Raw genomic sequence first — 19,710 nt, 5'->3', positions numbered from 1 at the left:
CTGTTGGTCGAAACGTGCACCACAGCGCAGGCAAAGGCACTCGAATTCCCCGAAGTGATAACGCTGAACGTCTTGGGCAAATTCCCAGCCCTGGGCGCATCCAGAGGTTGCGCTTTCTACGGCGCGTGTAAGCCGTTCGAGCCCCATTTGAAACGTGTCGCCGATATCGCGGTTTTGGTGCGTGTCGCTCTGCACGGGCATCTCCGAACAGCCCTCCAAGAAGCCGCCTAGCGTTCCCAGCAGTAGAGAGACGGCTTGCGCCTGCGCCTTGGTGACCACGAGCGTCGATTCGCAAATCAGGCATCGTGTTTCCATGAAGAACCTCCTGAGACTTAGGGCCTCGCTTCGCTGCTGAGCGATTCCAGCTTGGCGGCCAGGGCTGTGCGTTGTGGGGGTGAAGGCTCGCTGGTGGTGGGCGCTGGTTCGGTGAGCGGGAAGAACTCATCGACAATCGCGCCGCTGTCCTCTTCGTTGTCTTCGAAGGCGCCATTGCCCAGCCCTTGCTGCGCGGCGCTATCGAGCGCGTGCTGGTCGAAGCCGGCCGCTTGACGGGCCTCATCCAGTTGCTTGGCGGCCAGCAGGTTCTCCTCCACACTCATGCCGCCACGCAGCGTGATGTCCACGTAGAAGATTGGCGTGCCATGGCTTTGCCGGGTGGATTTACCGCACAGGCGCAGCTCCCATGCCAGGCAAGCCAGACGATTGCCTGAGATCGCCTGGAAGTATTTCAGGCGTGCTGCGAGGGTGCGGATGCTGTTGAAGCCGGTGGTACGGAACACAAAGCTGCCAAGCGGATCCTCATCGCCGATAACCACGTTTAGTCGGCCATACGGCTTGCAGGCGCCCCCTTTGGCCAGTGGGCAGGCATCGGGCGAGGGACACGGCAGTGTCTGGATTCCATCCTGGCCGATGCGCTTGCAGGTTTCCCCATTGCCCACACAAACCGGGCGTCCGGTTTGCCGATCGAACAGGGTGTAGTCGGCGCGGAAGTTGAGCTCGGGTTCGTTGAACATCAGACGGATAGGGATGCTGCGCAGCTTGTCCTCTTTGCCTTGGCGCAGCTGGTCGTTTAGTGGATGCAGTAACCAGCCATCCTTACCTTGCACCTGGGAGGTGATGGTGAATTGATCGTCTTTCTCCGGCAGACGTTTGCCGTTTCTCTCGACGACCTTGCCGATCGAGATGCGCCCAATCACTGGGGGCGTCAGAGCCAGACCTTTCAACATGGATGTTCTCCTGGAAACGAAAAAAGGCCAGCCGTGCAGCGCGAACTGCATGGACTGGCCAAGGGGGAGGGAACGGATGGAAACAGCCGGATTCAGCCGACCAAGAAGCGCCGCGCGCCGGGCTTCAGCAGCGGGTACTTGGCCTGTAGGTAAGGTTTGTCCTTGAGTAGCTGAGTGACGTCCAAGCCAAGACTGTCTTTGGCCTTGCGCCAACTGAGGTAACCGCTGGCGAACTCAGCCCGGCTGGCGTCACCCATGGCTTGCTGCAACATCTGCTTGAGCTCGGCTTCTCGCTTCTCCTTGTCGGCAATCGACTGGCGAACGGCTTTCAGCTCGATGAAGGCTGCGGTCAGTCCGGCATGGCTGCTGAAGTCGACGACCTGGCCGTTGTCTTCCGGGTAGAGGCAACGTAGGGCCATTTTAGCGGATGCCGAGCCATCGGCTGGTGGCGGTGTGTCCGTTTCCACGTACTGCCAGAACCTGCGCTCCAGCTCGACGAGCCGCGCGATCATCTGCTCGTCCCGCTCGATTCTGTGAATCTCCAGCGTCTGACCGCCGAGCAGTACAGCCACATCAGCCGCCTGCTTGCCGGTGACAGCGAGCTGTGCATGACCTGTAGTTGCACATACTCAGGCACGCCCTCTTTCCAGAGGCGTGCCCCGTTTATGCCGGCAGTCTTGCATTCGAGGATCTGCACATCGTCAGCGCCGATCACCTCACGGTCGATGTTGGCCAACATCCAGGACATTTCCGGATCCGGATGCTGGAGCACGGCGTTGATGCGCCGCACGCGGTTCTTTGTGCGCTTGCTGTAGTGCCAGGCCACGATAGGCTCGAGTACGTTGCCCCAGTAGGCTGGGCTTTCCTCATCATGCGGATCGGTCTTCGGCAGTTTGGTGTCGCGGCCGGTTTTCTCCAGCCACAGTTCCAGCTGCGATTTGTAGGGATTGAGGCCGACCGCTGCTGCCGCATCCGAACTGCCAATACCTTGCTTGCGGATTTGCAGCCAGTCCTCGCGCGGCAGCTCCTTGGTGCTGACCAGGCGCAGGGCAGGGCGTTTCTTGCGGGTGCTGCTGTTCAGTGACGTTGCTTTCATGTTGCTCACCTGCAGACATAAAAACGCCCGGCCAGCACTGGGCTGACCGGGCGCGAGGGTTGATGTGATAGAGGCTTAAGCGGCGAGCAGCAGCGCGGCGTTCAAGGCGCGCTGCTTGATCTGCGCGCCTTGGCCGAACCAGGCCGAGTCGATGCGGTACTCGTTGCTGCGTGCACGGCGCTCGTGGTCGACGTACTCGGTGACGGCATTGAGCAGGCCCCAGGCGGTGCCGCGTGCCGAGTCCAGCTGGCTGCCGCGACTACGACTTTCATACAGCTCCTGTACCTTCCGCAGGGCGCGCTCGTTGGGCAGTTGTTCCGGCAGCGCACCGGTCGGGCTGGTCTCGCACATGACGTTCATGAAGAAGCCCAGTGCCTCATGCCATTGCACCTTACGCTCGGCCAGCGCGCGCATGCGGTACATGAAGTCGTCCCATTGCGAGACGGCGATGCCGAGCTGTTTCTTCACCACCTTGGCATCGAAGCGAGTGTTGTGCGGCACCTTGATCGCGCGAGTAGTGCCGTCCAAGGCGACGGTCAGAGTGTTGTTGCACACCACGCGCACCGTGGTCGGGGTTGCGGTGGTGGCCAGTGTGCCGTCGCAGGAGGTAGCCAGCAGCAGATAGCCGTTGACCTGATCGTTACCCTTGAGCGCTGCACCTTGGCCGGTACGCGCCAGCGCCCAGAACTTGCGACCGCCCTTGAGTACCCCCGCAGTTTCCAGCTCGTAGCCGGAGACCTCGGTCAGGTCCCTGTAGAACTCCAGCACTTCGCGCGGTTGCACGGTGTGGTAGCGCTGGGAGACCACCGACAGCGGCGCCTTGGTATCCGAACGGAACAATACCTTCTACTCGGGGAACGAGTGGATCGTGCCGAGATGGCCAATCGCGTCTGACTTGAAATGAACAGGGCTTTCCAGGATCTGCCAGTCCATACCGGCTTCGCGCTGCCAGACTTTAAGGGGCTGCTTTTGGGTAAGTTGATTACCCAGGCCGTGCCACGGGGTGGCTCCGACGTAGGCCATTTGCTCGATGAGGTGAGCCATACAGATCTCCTTGCCAGCGGAACTGGCTATCGCCCGGCAGTCGAGTGCCGAGTCGGTGGGAATGGGAGTGAATGAAGGCGCGTGGCGCGCCTGGTAGGCAGGATTACTGGTCGCTGAGGGAAAAGACGTGGCCGCAGGCATGGCACTCGAAGTTATCGAGCACGCGGGCATCGATTTCTTCACCCATGCGTGCACCGGCGAGGCTGCCGACGGCGCCGCCAGCCAAGCCGCCCAGGATGGCACCAGCCAGGCCGCCCAAGGCCGCTCCGATGGGGCCAGCAACCGCGCCCAGGGCGGCACCACTCTGCGCTCCGGCTGCAGCGCTCGCCGCGCCGGTTGCGGCTCCACCTACAGCACCGGCTGCGCCACCGATTTTGCGGGCATGGTTGCGTGTTGTGACGCGTGAAGCGTTACAGGAAGGGCAGTTAATCGACATCGTTCAGACTCCTGAGAAGGGAAGGGCTGAAGAGGGCAATACGCACCCGTCTTCCCTTAAATGATTCAGGTCTGAAACTTGGTTAAATCTCGTTGGCGAAGTTGGGCGTGGAGCTCATGCTGTGCTAAAGCTCAGCCGGTCCTAACGGTATTAAAGTCGCTTCAGAAGCCGATATCGAACGTACAGGGAATAGCTGGCAGGCTCAGTATGAAGTCGAAGGGAACGGCGGCCAGCTGTGCCTGCTACGACGAATCCATTTGTGCAGGAGATTAGTGCTGATGCCGTAGCTCAAGGCCATGCCGGCAGCCGAGGACGGTAGCAGGCTGAGCCCCCCGAAGACTGCGCCTTGAGGATCTAGGACGGTGTTGGCCTGGCACGGAAGGCCTCCGCGAGGGGGTAAAAGGTGTCCAACAAGATAAGTGGACACCATGTGGCTGGCTGGAGGATCGAGGGCGGGTTGCAGAGATTTCCAGGGGGCTAGCTTGGACACCTGGATAACGCATCGGAAGACCGATGGAATGAGACGGGGCGTCGAGGCAGAAGGCTGTAACACCATCGACACCTACAGCTTAACCATGTCCAAGTAACCCCGAATCGGCGCTCCTCGTTTATCGAGACGAGGCTTGCCACCAATCGATCGCAGGATCGACCGCGACAGCAGCTTGTTGCCAGCAACGCAGGACGTCTCCGGCATCATCACGCAGTCTGGACAGGAGCCTCCGCGCTCAGTACACAGTGATCCCGTCCCGCACTGCGTTGCCTTAGAACTCAACATGGCGGTCAGCATTTCCGTGCCAGCATTGCGCCAAAGAGCTGAGAGGTTACCCAGGTCCATAGTCGTGCCATTGCGGTAGACAACGAACGCCAGGTCAGCCGGGAAGATGTATTCGCCCAATGAGCCCAGATCCAAGCCGGAATACTCCGACACGTGTTTCATCAGAAGGTGCGAGTAGCTGTGGAGCAGGGTGTACAGATAGAAGTAGACCGGCGGCGCCGTGGTTTCTGGCAGGTTGTCCAGGAAAGGACTCATCGACTGAGCAGCCCCCAACAGGCCTGCACCAATCCTCTCGCCCGGATTCAGCGTGAACATGTCTGGGCAATTTAAGCTGAGTAGCCATTCGAGAACGAGTTCTTCCTTGAGCCGCACATAGATGGCCTCGTTGCCCTGCTGCACTACGTAAACGGGGAACCTATAGCTGTCGTTTTGCTTCACTGGCGGGAATAGGTTGAGGCGAACTGGCATGTCCATACCACGCTTCTCCCGCAGGATTGGCGTCGGCTCCATCCGCGAATAGCCGAAGCTAAAGCGGCACAGGTCGAACTCGCGGATGAGCCCCATGTCATCCAGGCCCAGCTTGTCGAACAAGGCGCGCGTGTTGCTTTGTAACTGTTCCGTCTTGTCTTTGTCTTCTGGCGCCAGGTCTTCGTCCAGCCGCGTGAAGGATACATATGGTTTTTTCCCGTTGGTCCGCGTTTCCACGTCCAGGCGCGTGCTCTTCAGCGCCGCATGCTCGATGGCAAGGCGGAAAGGGTCGAACTTGGATGCGAACGCCGACTGCCTGTTTCGAAGATTCGAGACAACTGCCACTGGAAGATCAACCTTGGGAAGCAAGATTTGTCGTCGGCGAAGATCCTCCAGAATCCGCTGCCGACTGGTGTAAGCCATCGCGATGGCACCATTGAGCGTTGTACGCACCGGTTCGGCGAACCCCTCAAGTGTACGAATCTGTTCCACAGCTGCCAGGTAGTCCGCCAAGTCCTTGACACATTCCGGATTGCCTGCGCATGCCTTCTGCACATCCTCGTCCGTGATGGGCTGCGCAGCAAAGCCATATTGCTTCGCGACGAAGTCCTTGAGCTCCGCCTCCCGCCCTGGACGCAGTCGAGTTAGCAGCTGGTGGCTGCCGTCCTTGAAGTCTATGAACAGGTCTGACTTGACGTAATACGCGCTCGATGCGCGATAAGGCGTTGCCTGCATCCGCACTTCGGTCAACCGATCCGGGCCCATCGCGGGGCCGAGGATGCGCAAGGTGTCGCGGTCGTTCTGTAGCCACTTAGGTGACAGGGGCTTGTCGCAGGCGGCGCATTCGAAGAACCAATCGCCAATACCAGCGGAGCGCCGATTTAATTTGAACAGATAGCTCCCGCAGACGCAGTTGTCGCGGCGCTTGACGACCTTGGCATCGCGGTCGCTCCAATGCCATTGGCCCGGGAAGGCCGCCTCCCAATGGCCAGACCAGTGTACGAAGATGACATCCAACTGATCCCAGTCGCATTGGCCCTTGTTTTTCGGGTTGGGGCAGTGCTCGGGCGTAAGGTTCCCCAGGTCCTTGTCCAGCTCGGCAAGGGTCTCATAGTCCTGGAACATCCCGCAGGTGCGACACACGAACGTCAATGGCGCCGGGGTGTACTCCATGTGCGAAGGTCTGCATAGATAGAAGCGGTCCTGCCCCGGTAGCTGGAACTCCGTTTTTGTAGGGTCAAGCAAGGCCTCATAGACGCATTGCGCGGGCAGGATGCGTGGTTTCGTTGGATCACCATCGCGTGCGGACGAGGCGGCATCGAACCAGGCGCGTCCCAGTTCGTTCATTCGTTCGAACACTAGGTCCATAGTTGAATCCGACAGCTGAATGGGTTCACCGGCCGATGAGCGAGCGATACACGCGCCCATCCCTCCTTCAAAGGTGAAAAAGCTTTCTGGTGCGTAGGCCGTCGCAAGTTGATTGCGAGAGCGGTTCATCGTTTTGGCTTTGGCCATCATGCTTCTCCCTCAGCTCCGCGACTCCGTAGCGTTATCCGTCGAGTCGATGTCGGCGCCGGAGCCTCGCCGAATGAAAGTCATCGCACGAGCCGTCATTCCGTCGGCTACGCGCTTGTATGACGCGTCGGTGCTGGACTCATGGATGAGGCCAGGTTGGTCCACATCGCGCAACGATGTCATCGGACGTAGCAGGCTGTTCCTCGCTGCAAAGAACTGGACCAAGCGAGTGCCGTTGACGAGCCGGTCGACGCCAAGGTCCTGTTGGTAGTGTGTGAGCTGCTCCTTGAGCAGCGAGCGGTAGTAGTTTTTACCCTCCGGCGAAGGAGAGAAGGACAGACCGAGGGCCTTCTCCATGAAAGCCTCGGTGGCCTTCATGTTTGCTGGCACTGCAAGGAAGTCACGCACGTCGGATGCCATCGCAAACGTAGGGCTGTTGCGCTTTTTATCGTCGTCTGATGCGCATAGGTGCTCGATGGCGTTCATGCCGCATACGTACTCCTGGAAGAAGCTAGGCATCACCCGCACGAGGGCTTTCTCGGCCCATCGGTCAACCGCGGCCGGCAAAATCATCCGCTCAAGAAACCGGTGGAAAATGTCGTGAATCTCTAGCACGAAGCGGTCCCGATACCGCTGCGGCACCGGCACCAACAACGAGAAGCCCACGTGTGTGCGACCCACGCGCGACGATGCCTGAATGTACTCCGCGATGTCTGACGGGATGCCCGCGAAAAACATTGCATTGAACTCTTCTACGTCGACACCATGCGAGATGGCAGAGGTAGCGATGACCGATCGAAGGGTGTTGTTCAGCTCCGGGAATGGCTTGTTGATGCCAACGCGGGTCTCTGCGCGCCGGACGATGTCCTGGATGTCAGCGGCGGACACCGCGCCTGAGATGAGCTCCGAACTCAAGGCCTGGTCAGTATAACCCTCGGTGTGGTGAAGCTTCTCGAACTGGACCTTCTCGGTATCAATGACCTGGTCGCCACCCTTCTTGTTGGTGACATAGGTCAGGGCGATGCGGTGCAGGTCCACCAGCGTGAGCAGCGTCGCGGCGTCCGCATTGGTAAGCAAACGAACAAACTGCGCCTGCAGAGGGCCAGGCGATACCCATCGAATCAGCTCGGCACGCGCGGCCTCTTCCATAGTCGGATCCTCGCTGCGCAGGCGCTCGTACAGCCGAGTAAGCATCACGTGGTAGTGCCCGAGCACAGAGGCCATCGCAACGGTGTGGCGGTGCCCATTGGTAAGGACTGAGGCGTAGACGCGCGCCCAGTGGCTGCGCAATTCCACGTTATCGACGGGGATGGCTGCGCGTTCGATATCGTCCGGTGTAGCGTCGGGTGGTAAGGGCGTTGCGTAGAACGAGTCGTATAGGGTTGGTCCCGGGTATGGGAACTGAATGGTGTTGTCTCGCTGGTAGAGGTTGGCCATTTGGCGCTGTGGCTCGCTGACCGTGGCCGATGCGGCGATGACCTTGATTCTTCGGCGCACCGACGAGTCGGGCTCACACGACAGCTGTCCCTTCAGTAATGGCGCAAGCTGGTCAAGTGCGGCCTCCAAAGCAGACTCAAAGAGTCCGGAGAACGTCCCCAGGGATTCGTCGAGCAGGTGCGCCTCGTCCTGAATCAGAAGGGAGGGAAAAGGGTCAAAGAATCGCTTCTCTCCAGACGCAAAGGACGGAAACAATGCGCGCGTTCCGGCGCCCGGGTGGCCATCCCAGTCCTTGGGCTTTATCGGCACATACAAACGCTCACTGCCGGTCTCGACCAGCGGAGCCAAACCGAACATGCCGAAGAACTTGCGGATAGTCCCTTGCGACTGGCCGATGGCGGCGAGCTTATCGACTGTGCCTAGAAGGACCGACGGAGCTAGGTCGTAGATATCTTCGTCGACGATGTAGAAGGGCAACGGCGTGGGAGTGGCGAAGCGAGCATTCCAGGAGCATTTCTCCTTTGGCGCAGTGCAATAGTGCCCCATCGCGTTCGCACCAGTGCCCGAGTGACGGCGCAGCGCCAGTAGGCTACCGTCCTTGTTGCCACAAAACGGGCACGTCGATAGCTTTAGCCAGCGCTCGCGGGCGCTTTTGTAGGGTTGAACGTCCTTGTGCTTGGCCTCTGTGTTAGGGGGAACTTCGGCGTCGGAAGGAACTTCGCTGTAGCCGTCCTCGGAGTGCCAATTTGGCGTGTTGCTGCCGCCCACCCAGAATCCGAGCGAGAACGGCTCGCCTGGATACCCGCGGGAGTGGCGAACCTCTTCAGCGGCGCCCATCGTGGTGAAGGTGCGGCGTGCTTGCTGCAGGGTGAGTAGGCGCAGCGGGTAGCGCATTAGTGCCGACACGCCCCGATGCTTGCCCCTGAGGCGGTCGAGGAAGAGCACGAATGCGAGCAGGCCCAGAAAGGCTTCGGACTTGCCACCACCGGTTGAGAAGTACAGCAGCGTCACGGCGTTAGCATGCTGAGCAACGTCGGGAGTGTAGAAGCTATGGAACTCGGAGATGCGCGTCGCGAAAGCGGGGACAGACGCCAAGATGAACGCGAGCTGGAACAGCCTCCACTCGTCATAGCCCTTCGACTTGCCTACCTTGGCCATGGCGGTATTCATCGACACCCATGCCTCGAATGGGATGCCAAGTGGCGACTTCTGGACGCCAGGCCCACTCCAATTTGCGCGCGACTTCTCCAAAATTTCCAGACCGCACCGGATGGCTCCCAGCTCACTGCGCCAGGCCGCGAGGTCCGAGTGCAGCTTCTCCTTCTCGGCCGCCAGTTGCTCGGCGGCTTTCGGCCCGTTGAGGCCTTGGTCCACCGGATGCGTTTCGACCTCGGTCAGCCAATCCTCGTAGGCCGTGATGAGCGGCTTCAGGCTAGCCAGGCAGTCGGGTTGCGACAGTTTTGAGATGTTACGTTCAACGGTGCCATCGGTGGGGATAATTCGAGGCAGCACGTAACGCGGCGCCCATGTTGTGGTCAGTCGGTGCTGCGCGCCGTCGACGGCCAGAGTGACGCCGCCATTGAACCCCAGTGCGGGGTACTTGAGGTACTTGTTGTACCGGTAGGACGGTCTGACCCGGTCCAAGTGGAGGAACTGGTGGTCAGCAGCCGGCACCGAGGCGATCACCTGTACCTGGAAGAGCGAGGGTTCCAGCTCCTTGAAGTTGGTATTGGTGAGCGGCGCGGTCCAATTCTCCAGCGCCAAGTGGACTGTCATGCGCGTTGCATCGACGGGATCGGGTAGAGCTTGAACGACCCAGCGCAGCTCAATCTGCGGCACGATGACCGCCAGGGCCGAGGCGCGTACCCGTTCCAGAAAGCTTTTCCAATTGCGCACGTCGGATGGCCGGACTCGTGCTCGGCGATATCCCCACAGCTTCCCACCGTTTTCCGGGTCCGAGTTGGCCGCCCAGTCCGCGAGCTGCTTGGCGATAGCCTTATTCAGCTCATCAGTTGCCGTCTTGGCATCTGCTTCGGCAGTCGCCGGTGTGAACTCGAAGGAGGGCAGGGTAAGATCGAGTCTGAGCCACTTCGGCGGGGGAGGGATATCGTCCGCCAAGTCGTCTGGCGTGGACAGACCAACGGCAACCTCTTGAGCGGGACGTATTTCCCCGTTCTCGCCATTTTCAGCGTCTGTGTCCTCTGCCTCGGCGTCTTCCTCTGCCGGAGTGCGGTCTAGCTGGTTGTCGAACGGCAAGCCCATTGACTCGTACACGGCCTTGCGAGCGTCATAGCTCCTCGTGGCCCACTCTGGGTGCGTCTTGCCGCCTGACAGCTCAGTGGCGAGCTTGCCCAGCGCGTCCTTGACCTTGCTACGGATGTCGGCGCGGGCCTCCCGGGTCAGCGGGAACGTGGCTTCCAGCCTACCCCCAGGCTTCACATCATCCTCGGTTGGGAGAATGCGGACGTACACGGCACCCATCACCGAAACGCCCAGCGTGGTATCCGTGGCCGCCGAACGGATCTGGAAGTCCATGCCATGCGCGCTGATATGGATGGGATCCGCTTCCTCGTCGCCGCCGCGCTCTTCGGCTGGCATCGGCACGATGAATTCGGACATCAGCGCCGCGCTGGGTTTGGCTGCATAGATGACCTTGTAGAAGTCACCGCGGCCAGCCAGTCGCGCCGAAAGCCCGTTGAGTAGGCTGTCGACCACCGCCTCCTTGTAGGCCGGATGAATGTCGCGGGGGTTCTTACTGAGGATGGGCACTTGTCTCTCCCTTCTAGCTTGTGATCAAGCGCGCCGGCGGAGGCACGATGTGTTCGACGCGATAGATGCAGCGTAACGCCTCTTGCTGTAACTGCCGGATGACGTCTTCGGGTACCTTACGATACGTCGCCGCGCTCTCGGGCTGGAAAAGAATCTCGGCGTATCGGGCGACCAGTTCTCGCCCCAGGCACTGGTTCAAACGCCGCGCATTGCGAACGAAGCCCCAGTGCTGCTCAGCAGCCTCGTCGGTGATACCCAAGGCCTTGCAGAAGACTTTGAAATACTTGGAATCTTGGGCAGCATGGGGCCGCGTGTCGTCCTTCGCCTGCAGGGCCAGCCAGTAATACACGCGACCAGGCCGACAGTCCGCCGCTTTGGGGTCCAGCTCAACCATCTTGGCGTGAATCTCGCGCGCCAACGCAGAGCGCTTCGTGGAAGTGAACATCAACGCGCAGCGCCGTTGTACGTCGTCGTGGTAAAGCTTGAGCAGCATGCGGACAGGGTCCACCACAGAGCTGACGTCTTCATTGTTCATCTGCAGTGACGACTCCAGCTTGGCGCGCAATTCGTCGCTCATGTCGAAGATGAAGTCGCCGGGCTGAATGGCGCTAGCGGCAGCGCGGCGGAACGGCGGGTCTTCATCAGGCATGTGACGGTAGACCCATCCGGCGGCGTACGACCTACCGCCTCCTTCCAGTTCAAACTTGTAATATGCCTGCTCGCCGCTCTGGCTGTTGTCTTCAAACGTGAAGGTGAGGGACATCTCCCGCAACTTGCCGATGACCAGAGGATTTGGCACGTCTGCGAGGCGTCGCTCGAGTTCCTGCGCCAACAGGTTGATTCGGTCCCGGTAGGCCTTGAACGCCCTCACTTCCTTAATGCTGGTGAGCGTCGTGAGGGTTGATTCGGCCTGGCGATAGGCTACGAGCACGGCTGAGCCGTGCGGCATTTCTGGATGCGTTATCAGAATGCGTAGCACGTCGGGATTGATGCCAACGAAGGTGAAATGCTTACCCGTACGGTCGCTGGCTAGCGTCTTGCCAACGGTGGACAACGTGTGCCACTCGATGCGCTCGTCGGCTGCCGCCCAATCCGCTTCTAGTTTCCGCTTGAGAAAACGTTGTGCCAGCAGCACATATCGGTTGTTCGGCAGCACCAGCGAGATGCCCTGTCGGTCGGCAACTGCATGCTTTTGTACTTCGGCCAGCACGCGTGACGCCATCGGAGTGGCATCGTTCCAGTCGTCGATGAGCTTTTCGGCTCGGGCGATGGCTCGTTCAACGGCATCGCGCACCTTATTTAGCGCGCCGGAGTCCAGTGCCGCAGCGAGTTTGAGCTTCACGGGCGTCCAGGCATTCTGCTGGCTGCCGTAGTCGCCTTCGCCGGCTTCCGCCGACGCAGTCGTCAGGTCGGTGTATCCCGCTGGCATGTTCGACAGGCGTAGGACGTACAGACAGGCGTCGAGTAGTGCCTGATAGACCGGGCTCTCCTCACTGCCTGCTGACGCAGTCAGACGTTGGAATGCTAGCGCGAGCTGGGAGGCGTCCCGGTCAACGATGCTCACATTGAAATTCGAGCTGCTGCGCTGAGCCGGTACCCAATCTGGAGCAACGGGATGCGCTGAGAGCAGTACATCGCTGGCTTCAACGGCCCACTCCTTTGTAGAGAATATCAGCTTGAATTTACTGAGCCGTGCTTGAAGGATGAAAAACGTCTTCGGGTCGTCTGTAACAATAACTGCCCCGGTATCTGCGAAGCCATTCTCGCGTGTGAAGAGCAAGAAATCAGGGATACGCTTGACGGCGGAAGAGCTCGTATTGTTAGCGGCGCTGGTGGCGTCGAGTAGCAAGAGTTCCGGGCGCCCCTGGCCCTTTAACGCGGGCGTGGTGAGCGCGGTTCGCCACGCCCCCTTTCTGGCCATGTAGTGCATGGCCATCAGTGCGCCTGGTGCCTTGTCTGGCTCACTCCACTCGGAGCTGACCTTCTGACGAAGGTCACGCCGGTTTGCGAGGCGATCAACTTTTGACAGAGTCCGTTCGAGTGGGTTGGTAACTGTCGTTGTCCAGGCACGTTTGGCGGGATCGAAAACGAAGGTTGGAACAAGTTCAGCGAGCGATGGGTTAGGTAGCTCAGGGTGATAGTTTCGAATATCGTTAATAGCGTTCAGCGCAGCGAGAAAAGCCGGCGACGTAGTGCTACTCACTTGAGAAACGGATCCGTTGGGTTGAACCGCCCACAGGGTTCGGAAGAAATCGCTCAGCTGCGTTTTTTCTACGAGCACGCTATGAAGAGAGGTTCGGCACGCGTGAGTGGCGGGGTACATTAGGGTCCGAAGTCCACGTAAGTCCGTAGCAAATACTCGCTCGATGTTGGCCAGAGCATGTAAGACAGGTAATGAAGTCATTTTGGACGGCCAGATCAAGCAAAGGGTGATGCCTCCTTCGTCCGCGGCACTTAGCAGTGTACTAACGAGCTCATTCGTCCACGGTTGTTGAGCAATAAACTCATCAGTCGATCTCAATTGATAATCCACATGTGCGCTTCCAGCGCGTACATGAGCCCACGGACGCGGTATGCTCGGCTCCCGAGAGACAATAGGTAAAAGCGGTGCAGGCGCAACAGTGTTGGGCTTTGGCGTTTGCTGCTTAGAATCAAATTTTCGTGCCGAAATCTTGCGCGCGAGTTCCGAGAGCTTCTCTCGGGCTTTGGCTTGGTCTGCCAAGCGTTCTGCTATAGATTTGAAATGGCTCATTAGCAGCCCTCCTGGCCTTGTCTATTCAACTCTTAGATATAAGTTGAAAGGAGTCATTCACAGCTTGATCCAAGGTGCTCCCATTAATCAGAGCCTCTTTAAGCACTATCGGATCTGGTAGCGAAAGTTGGCTTAGCTCGAAAACTGAGACGTTGGTGGCCCCAGAAATACACCGGAAATAGCGATCCACCGCATATGTGCTTAGGAGCTCTGCCAACTTCGTTGGAGGTAACGCTGGTTTATCAGTTACTTGCTCAACGATCACTACGTGATTTTCACCGATAAAGCCGCCGTATGTAGTAAAAATAGACGGTGATACAGCAGCGGCGACGAGGCGGCGGGGTTGGTCATTCGATGTCACCCGCTGCATTACCACACAAGGAGATTTAATTACCGATAGGCACTTCTTATTGCCAATATCAACAAAGCGGTGCTCGCCGTTGTAGGTGGAGATAACTTCTGGCTGGACAATTCCTCCGGCAATAATATCTCTTGACCACAGCAGTGGAATGGCTGTGTAAGCACCTGCCTCCTGCGCATCCCGAAGCGACTCGAACTTAGGTCGTTTGTCGCGGTTCCAGACATAGGCCCCGATACGCACTCTGTAGCCATAATCCGTTAGACGAAACTTGAACGAGCTGATGGTTTTTACAAGAATTACGTCTTCGGTAGAGCGCGGAATGGGCCATACAGCTCCGGCGTTTGGAAGCAGACATTCGCCAACACTTCTATATTGGCCTGTGGCAGACACCACCGAAACGTTAGCTCGAACCTGCATGCGATCCTCTTCGGCGCGTCGATGCAAGATGGTCATCGCGGTTTCTTGCTCGACATCGATAAATACGCCCTTTCGATCGCTGATCATGCCAATGTGTTCAATGTCGGTGTTGCGTATTAGGAATTGGCGTAATCGGCTAAAGTATTGGCCAGAAAGAAAGCTAGTCGGTGTGACGAGCGCAGCACGTCCGCCGTTACGCAGAAGACGCACGCAGAGAGTGATAAACAAGCAATAAAGGTTAGGTTGTGCTTCGATAACGTCCGAATAGGTGGCCCGCAAAGGTTCAAGCTCCTCGGCCCTCATCTTACGGTATGGGGGGTTGCAGACAACGACGTCGATCTTGCCTAAGTTGGTGGACAGCTCGGTTAGTGAGTTCACATTTTGAACGTTGAATGTTGGGATATAGCCTGTCTCTTGAATTTCGGCGTGCAGAGCCATACACAGAAAGTGCTTGGATAGCTCGCACAACGTTTTGTCTAAATCGGTGCCGTAGAGGTGCTCCTCGACATGCTTGAGCAACCTGAGAGGAGGTAGCCCTTCGGCCACCAATGCTGCTCGCATGCGAAGTGCGATCGGGGCCAGGAACGCCGCCCCTCCGCAGGCTGGATCCATGAAGGAAAGGCGTCCAAAATCGGTACCTTGGTCGGCTAAGTCGTCGAGCAGTCCTTTCGTTAGCGACACAGGCGTAAAGAACATTGCCAGCTTCTTGCGATAGCCTTCTTCGGTAAGCATCGCATAGGACGAGCTGAGCCAGTACGTGGCGTCGAGGAAGCCGAGCTGGCTCAGCACTGCGACGAATGTGACGATTTCCTGCCTGGAAGCCAACGCCTCTGAGTAAGGTAGGGACGATTTAGGAAGAGCGGGACACTCAATTTTGCACCATAGGTGCAAAATCGTCCCTACGAGCGTAGCTGCATCGGCATTATACCGATGAGCCAATAAACCGAGGGTTTGAATATGTCGCTTGATAGACCGTTTCGATGGAGGTGTCATCAAACCCAACCTCAGTCTATCCTGATAGGTTGAGTATCGTTTGCCTTCTGGCTCATCCGTTCCGTTCCTTGCTTCAGATGGCTCTACTTGAGCTTCTTCCGTGGCCTTTAATCAGAAATCCTGGTTTGAGAGGTGGCAGCCGATAAGGGAGATTTAGAGCTTGTCCCACTTTGCTCGCTCGTCTTCACTTTGTGAGTGGTGGATCCAGGTGCCGATGTTGGTCGACCTTTGATGCATTCGCCGGGTGTCTGATACAGGATGGGTATTAGATCACGAAATGTGGGCGAGAACAGGCTATTTGTTTGATGTCCTTAGGTTGAGAGGCAGTTGTGCGTTGAAACTCCGCGCGTTCGCCTGACCACCGGGCGGCAGAACCGTTGGGTATGGTTGCAATGGAACGGGTGGTGGCCGCCAGGCTATCGGATTCTCGCATCCAGGCGATGGTGCTATTACCTATTCTGATTGGCTGCCCCTACTGATCCGGATTTGGCGCCTTCTGCCTGGCCAAGCTGGAGGGATAGCGCACCGATGAGTGAGTTCCCTGGACGGTTCAGTGTGTGTCTAGGCTGCATTCGCTGATGGCACTCTGTTACCATTTTCAGTGCAGTAGTTTGAATCAAACGCAGCAGAGGGAGGCGCTGGAGAGGTTGACAGATAACACTGGAACAAACGTGCTTCATGAAGCGACAGCGGCAGCGCTTGGTTTTTATTTTCAGAGCCAGTTTGCGTTACTGACTCTCATTTCGCAGATGACTAGCGAGGCCGCTGTAGCGGTGGAGCGATTAGACGATGTGGAGCTAAAGGTCAACGGACAAAGCCTGCTGTTTCAGCTCAAGCATTCTATTCAGAGCAATCCTCCCGCAGTCACTCTCGGATCCGTAGCGTTCTGGAAAACCATCAAGGTCTGGATCGACGTCCTGCCTCTTGTTTCCCTCGCAGATACTACGTTCCACCTTGTTTCAGTTGGCAAGGTACCAGTTGATTCGCCGCTAGCCGCTTTGTGCGATCCGAACAGTGACCGCCAAGCCCTGCTGTTGGCGATGGAAGAGGAAGCCGATCGCGTAATTGCCGAGCGGGCCAAGGCTAAGGAGGCGGGTATCAAGCTTCCACATACTGCTCGGGGGCCAGGGTGCGATGCTTTTCTTAAACTTGAACCCAGCGCTAGGTTGAGCCTGTTGCGTCGAGTGATTATTCAACAAGACAGCAGGACCATCGGACAAATACCTGCTGAGGTTGCCAGGCGGTTGCATATCATTCCTCGCCTGCAACGGCAGCAGGCAGCGGAGCGCCTACTGCAGTGGTGGGATCAGCAAGTTGTATTCAGCTTGTGTGGGAAGCGCGAACGAGTCATTCAGCGTAGCGAAATGGAGCAGCAAATATCCTCCATCATCGCGGATTTGGAGGATGGAACACTGGTTGCTGAGTTCACGAACTTTACGCAGCCTGAGGACTACGAGCCCGATGGAATGCTGACCCGCCAAATTGAGCTTGTGAACGGGAGAGCTTCGGATATCGCTAAGGCTATCCGCGCTCAATGGCGGGCCAAAGAGCAGCGGTCCAGCTGGATCAACAATAATCCGCGAATGCGCTCGACAATCGCGAGCTATGACAGCGTGCTCACCGAACGCTGGTCTGATCGCCATACTCAGATGGTGGAGGATTGCGCTGACCTTGAACCGGCTCAGGTAGAAGCAAAGGGATTAGAGCTTCTGCGCTGGACTCATGAGCTCGCTCCAAACCAAGTAGAGCCCATCGCTCATGGCTGGAGCGCTCATTACTACGTACAAGGCACTTACCAAGTGCTTGCAATCGACCTTCATGTGGGCTGGCACGCAGACTACCTGAAGCTTCTCAAGGATTAGAGCGATGGGTATTGCTCATGACATTTTTGCCGAAACAAATCCGGCTTATTGCGCTTGTCTGCTGGCCGCTTTCGTCCGAGCTTATCGCACCCGAAGTGGATCAGTGCCAGATATCACGTTGTGTTACGCCGCTCTGCCTTTAGCGTTGTCCGGAGACCTGACTTCAACGTTCGATCACACAAATCGCAAGACCGGATTATTGGAGTGGATGCGTCGCAGTCCCGTTATTCAGATTCGTCTCGCTGATCGGGTGAATGGGTCGTTGGACATCGTTACGGAGGCGGTCAGGTTTGCCTGTTTCAGCAATTTATTGGTCATTACTACCGAGGGCAAAGTAGCCCCAGGCGCCTCGTCTCTACCCAAGCATCTCAGGGTACAGCTCACGCAGGATACTCAGAAAATTTTCGACAACATCGACCGAATTGGTCATTGGTTTGCCCTGGCGGGCTCAACAAGGACGGTATTCAACCTTATGGGGCTTGAGCTATGAGCCGTTGGAACATTTCAAGCATCTTCTTTTTGGGCGAGGGCGGCCGCGTTCGTATTCTCGACTTGAAGCTTGGCGAGGTAAACATCATCACCGGTGCGTCGGGAACCGGTAAGTCGACGCTGATCAAAGCCATCGACTATTGCTTGGGATCGAAGGTCTGTGAGCTTGCTGCCCATGTGAAACGCCACAGTATCGCTGTGGGCGTAAAATGGGTATTGGGTGATGCGCAGATGATCACGGGGAGGGTCATTCCACCTCTGGGACAAGACACCAGCACCAAGATGTTTGTCAGCAGCGGGCGTAACCTCCCAATCCCAACGTCGTTGACGGAGTTTGAAGGCGCGACAACCCTTCAGGCGGGCAAATCCTTTATCGAACGAGCGTTTGGTATTGGCGGGGTAGCAGACGCTTCAAACGAAAGCAGTGCCCGAAAATGGCGGCCGACGGTGCGCCATGCAACTGCTTACATGTTCGTCCCCAAAGACGTGATCTACAACGAGACCGCTTTACTTCATGGTTTGGATCAGGCCGACGAAGCACCAGCCATCATTGAGACGATGCCATACTTCCTCGGCGTCGTTACTCAAGACACAGTGATCCAGGAGCGTCGGCTACGCGACCTGCGCAAGCGGCTTGATCGGGAGGAGCGTCAGCTTCGGGTTCGTCAGGCCGAAGGTAGCGATTACAAAAAGCATGCAATGCGCTTGCTGATGGATGCCCATCGTTGTGGTTTGTGTGACCTCCCACCCGATGATGCTTCAGAAACTGATCTTCAAGACGCATTATTGAGGGTCAAGCGGCTGAAGATCGACAGGAGCGGGCAGAACCCGAACGAGAGCGAACTTTCTAGTCTCCATACACAGCGGCGTAGCCTGCTCAGCGATATCGAAAATGCGAGGCGCAGCTCGCGAGCGACACAAGCGGCACTTCAGGAAATGACGGGTTTTGAGGGGGCGGTGCGGCGGCAATACGAGAAGCTGAAAATTGCAGAGCATCTTCAGCCAGTGGCCCACGCTTGCCCTCTGTGTGAAACGCCTAGTGAGCGTGGGATCGCTGCAGCCCAAGCCATCCGCCAATCAATGAAGATCGTCCGCTCTGAAAGCGTAGCTGTTGAGAATGTACGACCTCGTCTTGTGGATCACGAGGGGTCACTGCAGTTGGAGCTCGCGAGGCTTAATGAAAAGCTCAAGGGCGTCGATGAGCGCATAAAAACCTGGATTAGGCAAAGCGACGAAGCCAAGGAAATGGATGACCTAGCTCAGTATCACGCGCACCTGATGGGCAAGGTTTCGCAGTTCCTGGAAATGAACCCGGCGACGCCGCTTCCAGGCCCTGACTTGGACGTCCTGCGCGAGCAGATTGAAGAGCTGGAGGCGCTCATCGATAACGATGCCAAACATGTGCTGCTCACACGCGCCGAACGAAAAGTTTCGCAATATCTGTCTGATGCATTCGCATCGTTGCCCACGGTCGAACCATGCATTGAGGCTGATTTGGAGTTCTCCTCCAAACCACCGGCCATCGCGATTATTGAGAAGGATACTGAGACGGTATTACGGCTACCCGATGCTGGATCGGATGAAAACTACCTTGCTATCCACATCGCGCTATCTTTCGCCCTGCAAAAATATCTCGGGATGATCAAGGCACCGGTACCTGGCTTTCTGGTGTTCGATCAGATCAGCCGGCCCTACTACCCACAGCGGGGGGAAGACGAGGCAAGCATTGGAGAAAATGAGGAAGTCCTGGCGATGCGTCGGCACCTGGATTTTCTATTCAAAGCTACCGCTGAGCAAAATGACCTGCAGGTTCTGCTGATTGAACATGCGTATTTCGGTGATGATCCCCGATATGTGGCGGCTACCCGTATGAGGTGGAACAAGCTATCCGGGGATGCCTTGATCCCTCTGGACTGGCCGAAGAGAGAGAGCAGCCTTTGAGTACTACTAGTAGAGGCACCCAGCCTCCTTGGGCTGTAGATACTTTGTTCATATCATCCTCGACTGTAAACATTTGGTCGGTAATGATTGTCGGTGAGAGAACAGCTCCCGGCCAATTGTTAAAAGGGC

The 19,710-nt window shown here is 57.6% G+C and carries 10 protein-coding genes and 2 pseudogenes; 4 read left to right on the top strand and 8 right to left on the bottom strand.

From position 1 onward, the window contains the following. The 4 genes and pseudogenes from PIN01S_RS25390 to PIN01S_RS25375 all read right to left on the bottom strand — a co-directional run. A partial coding sequence (locus PIN01S_RS25390; RefSeq protein ID WP_084339698.1) for a hypothetical protein occupies window positions 1-315 on the bottom strand: 315 nt, incomplete at its 3' end. 17 nt (window positions 316-332) lie between these two features. Continuing rightward, a complete protein-coding gene (locus tag PIN01S_RS25385) occupies window positions 333-1,226 on the bottom strand; it encodes a recombination directionality factor (protein WP_084339697.1) in 894 nt (297 codons plus the stop codon). A 92-nt stretch (window positions 1,227-1,318) separates the two neighbouring features. After that, a pseudogene (locus PIN01S_RS25380) lies at window positions 1,319-2,322 on the bottom strand (YqaJ viral recombinase family nuclease). 75 nt (window positions 2,323-2,397) lie between these two features. Beyond that, a pseudogene (locus PIN01S_RS25375) lies at window positions 2,398-3,366 on the bottom strand (DUF932 domain-containing protein). Between the two features lie 139 nt (window positions 3,367-3,505). On the opposite strand from PIN01S_RS25375, the gene PIN01S_RS27490 reads away from it, so the two are divergent. Next, window positions 3,506-3,772, top strand: coding sequence for a hypothetical protein (locus tag PIN01S_RS27490; RefSeq protein ID WP_169715887.1), 267 nt, complete (start codon window positions 3,506-3,508; stop codon window positions 3,770-3,772). 592 nt (window positions 3,773-4,364) lie between these two features. On the opposite strand, the gene PIN01S_RS25365 is transcribed toward PIN01S_RS27490, so the two are convergent. From PIN01S_RS25365 to PIN01S_RS25350, 4 genes are read right to left on the bottom strand one after another with little or no spacing between them, the layout of a single operon-like run. Further along, window positions 4,365-6,560 carry a DUF8724 domain-containing protein gene (locus tag PIN01S_RS25365; RefSeq protein ID WP_084339695.1) on the bottom strand — a complete coding sequence of 732 codons (2,196 nt, stop codon included), beginning with the start codon at window positions 6,558-6,560 and terminating at the stop codon, window positions 4,365-4,367. Window positions 6,561-6,572: 12 nt separating this feature from the next. Further along, a complete protein-coding gene (locus PIN01S_RS25360; protein ID WP_084339694.1) occupies window positions 6,573-10,766 on the bottom strand; it encodes a DEAD/DEAH box helicase in 4,194 nt (1,397 codons plus the stop codon). A gap of 13 nt (window positions 10,767-10,779) precedes the next feature. Beyond that, window positions 10,780-13,518, bottom strand: a complete 2,739-nt coding sequence (locus tag PIN01S_RS25355) for a hypothetical protein (protein WP_084339693.1) — start codon at window positions 13,516-13,518, stop codon at window positions 10,780-10,782. 25 nt (window positions 13,519-13,543) lie between these two features. Beyond that, a complete protein-coding gene (locus PIN01S_RS25350) occupies window positions 13,544-15,289 on the bottom strand; it encodes an HsdM family class I SAM-dependent methyltransferase (protein WP_079385920.1) in 1,746 nt (581 codons plus the stop codon). Window positions 15,290-15,960: 671 nt separating this feature from the next. Here PIN01S_RS25350 and PIN01S_RS25345 point away from each other — a divergent pair. Genes PIN01S_RS25345 through PIN01S_RS25335 form a run of 3 tightly spaced genes read left to right on the top strand, consistent with a single transcriptional unit; the run spans window position 15,961 to window position 19,581 of the window. Beyond that, window positions 15,961-17,151: an ABC-three component system protein gene (locus tag PIN01S_RS25345; protein ID WP_162839019.1), complete on the top strand. Its 1,191-nt coding sequence runs from the start codon at window positions 15,961-15,963 to the stop codon at window positions 17,149-17,151. 4 nt (window positions 17,152-17,155) lie between these two features. Then, window positions 17,156-17,641 carry a three component ABC system middle component gene (locus tag PIN01S_RS25340; protein WP_049246596.1) on the top strand — a complete coding sequence of 162 codons (486 nt, stop codon included), beginning with the start codon at window positions 17,156-17,158 and terminating at the stop codon, window positions 17,639-17,641. Further along, window positions 17,638-19,581, top strand: coding sequence for a DUF3732 domain-containing protein (locus PIN01S_RS25335; RefSeq protein WP_049246599.1), 1,944 nt, complete (start codon window positions 17,638-17,640; stop codon window positions 19,579-19,581). The genes PIN01S_RS25340 and PIN01S_RS25335 overlap by 4 nt, the downstream gene beginning before the upstream one ends. Window positions 19,582-19,710: the final 129 nt, after the last annotated feature.

Source organism: Pseudomonas indica NBRC 103045, assembly GCF_002091635.1.
Lineage (GTDB): Bacteria > Pseudomonadota > Gammaproteobacteria > Pseudomonadales > Pseudomonadaceae > Pseudomonas_M > Pseudomonas_M indica.
The sequence above is the reverse complement of the archived record's forward strand: the minus strand, read 5'-3'. Positions and strand labels throughout refer to the sequence as shown.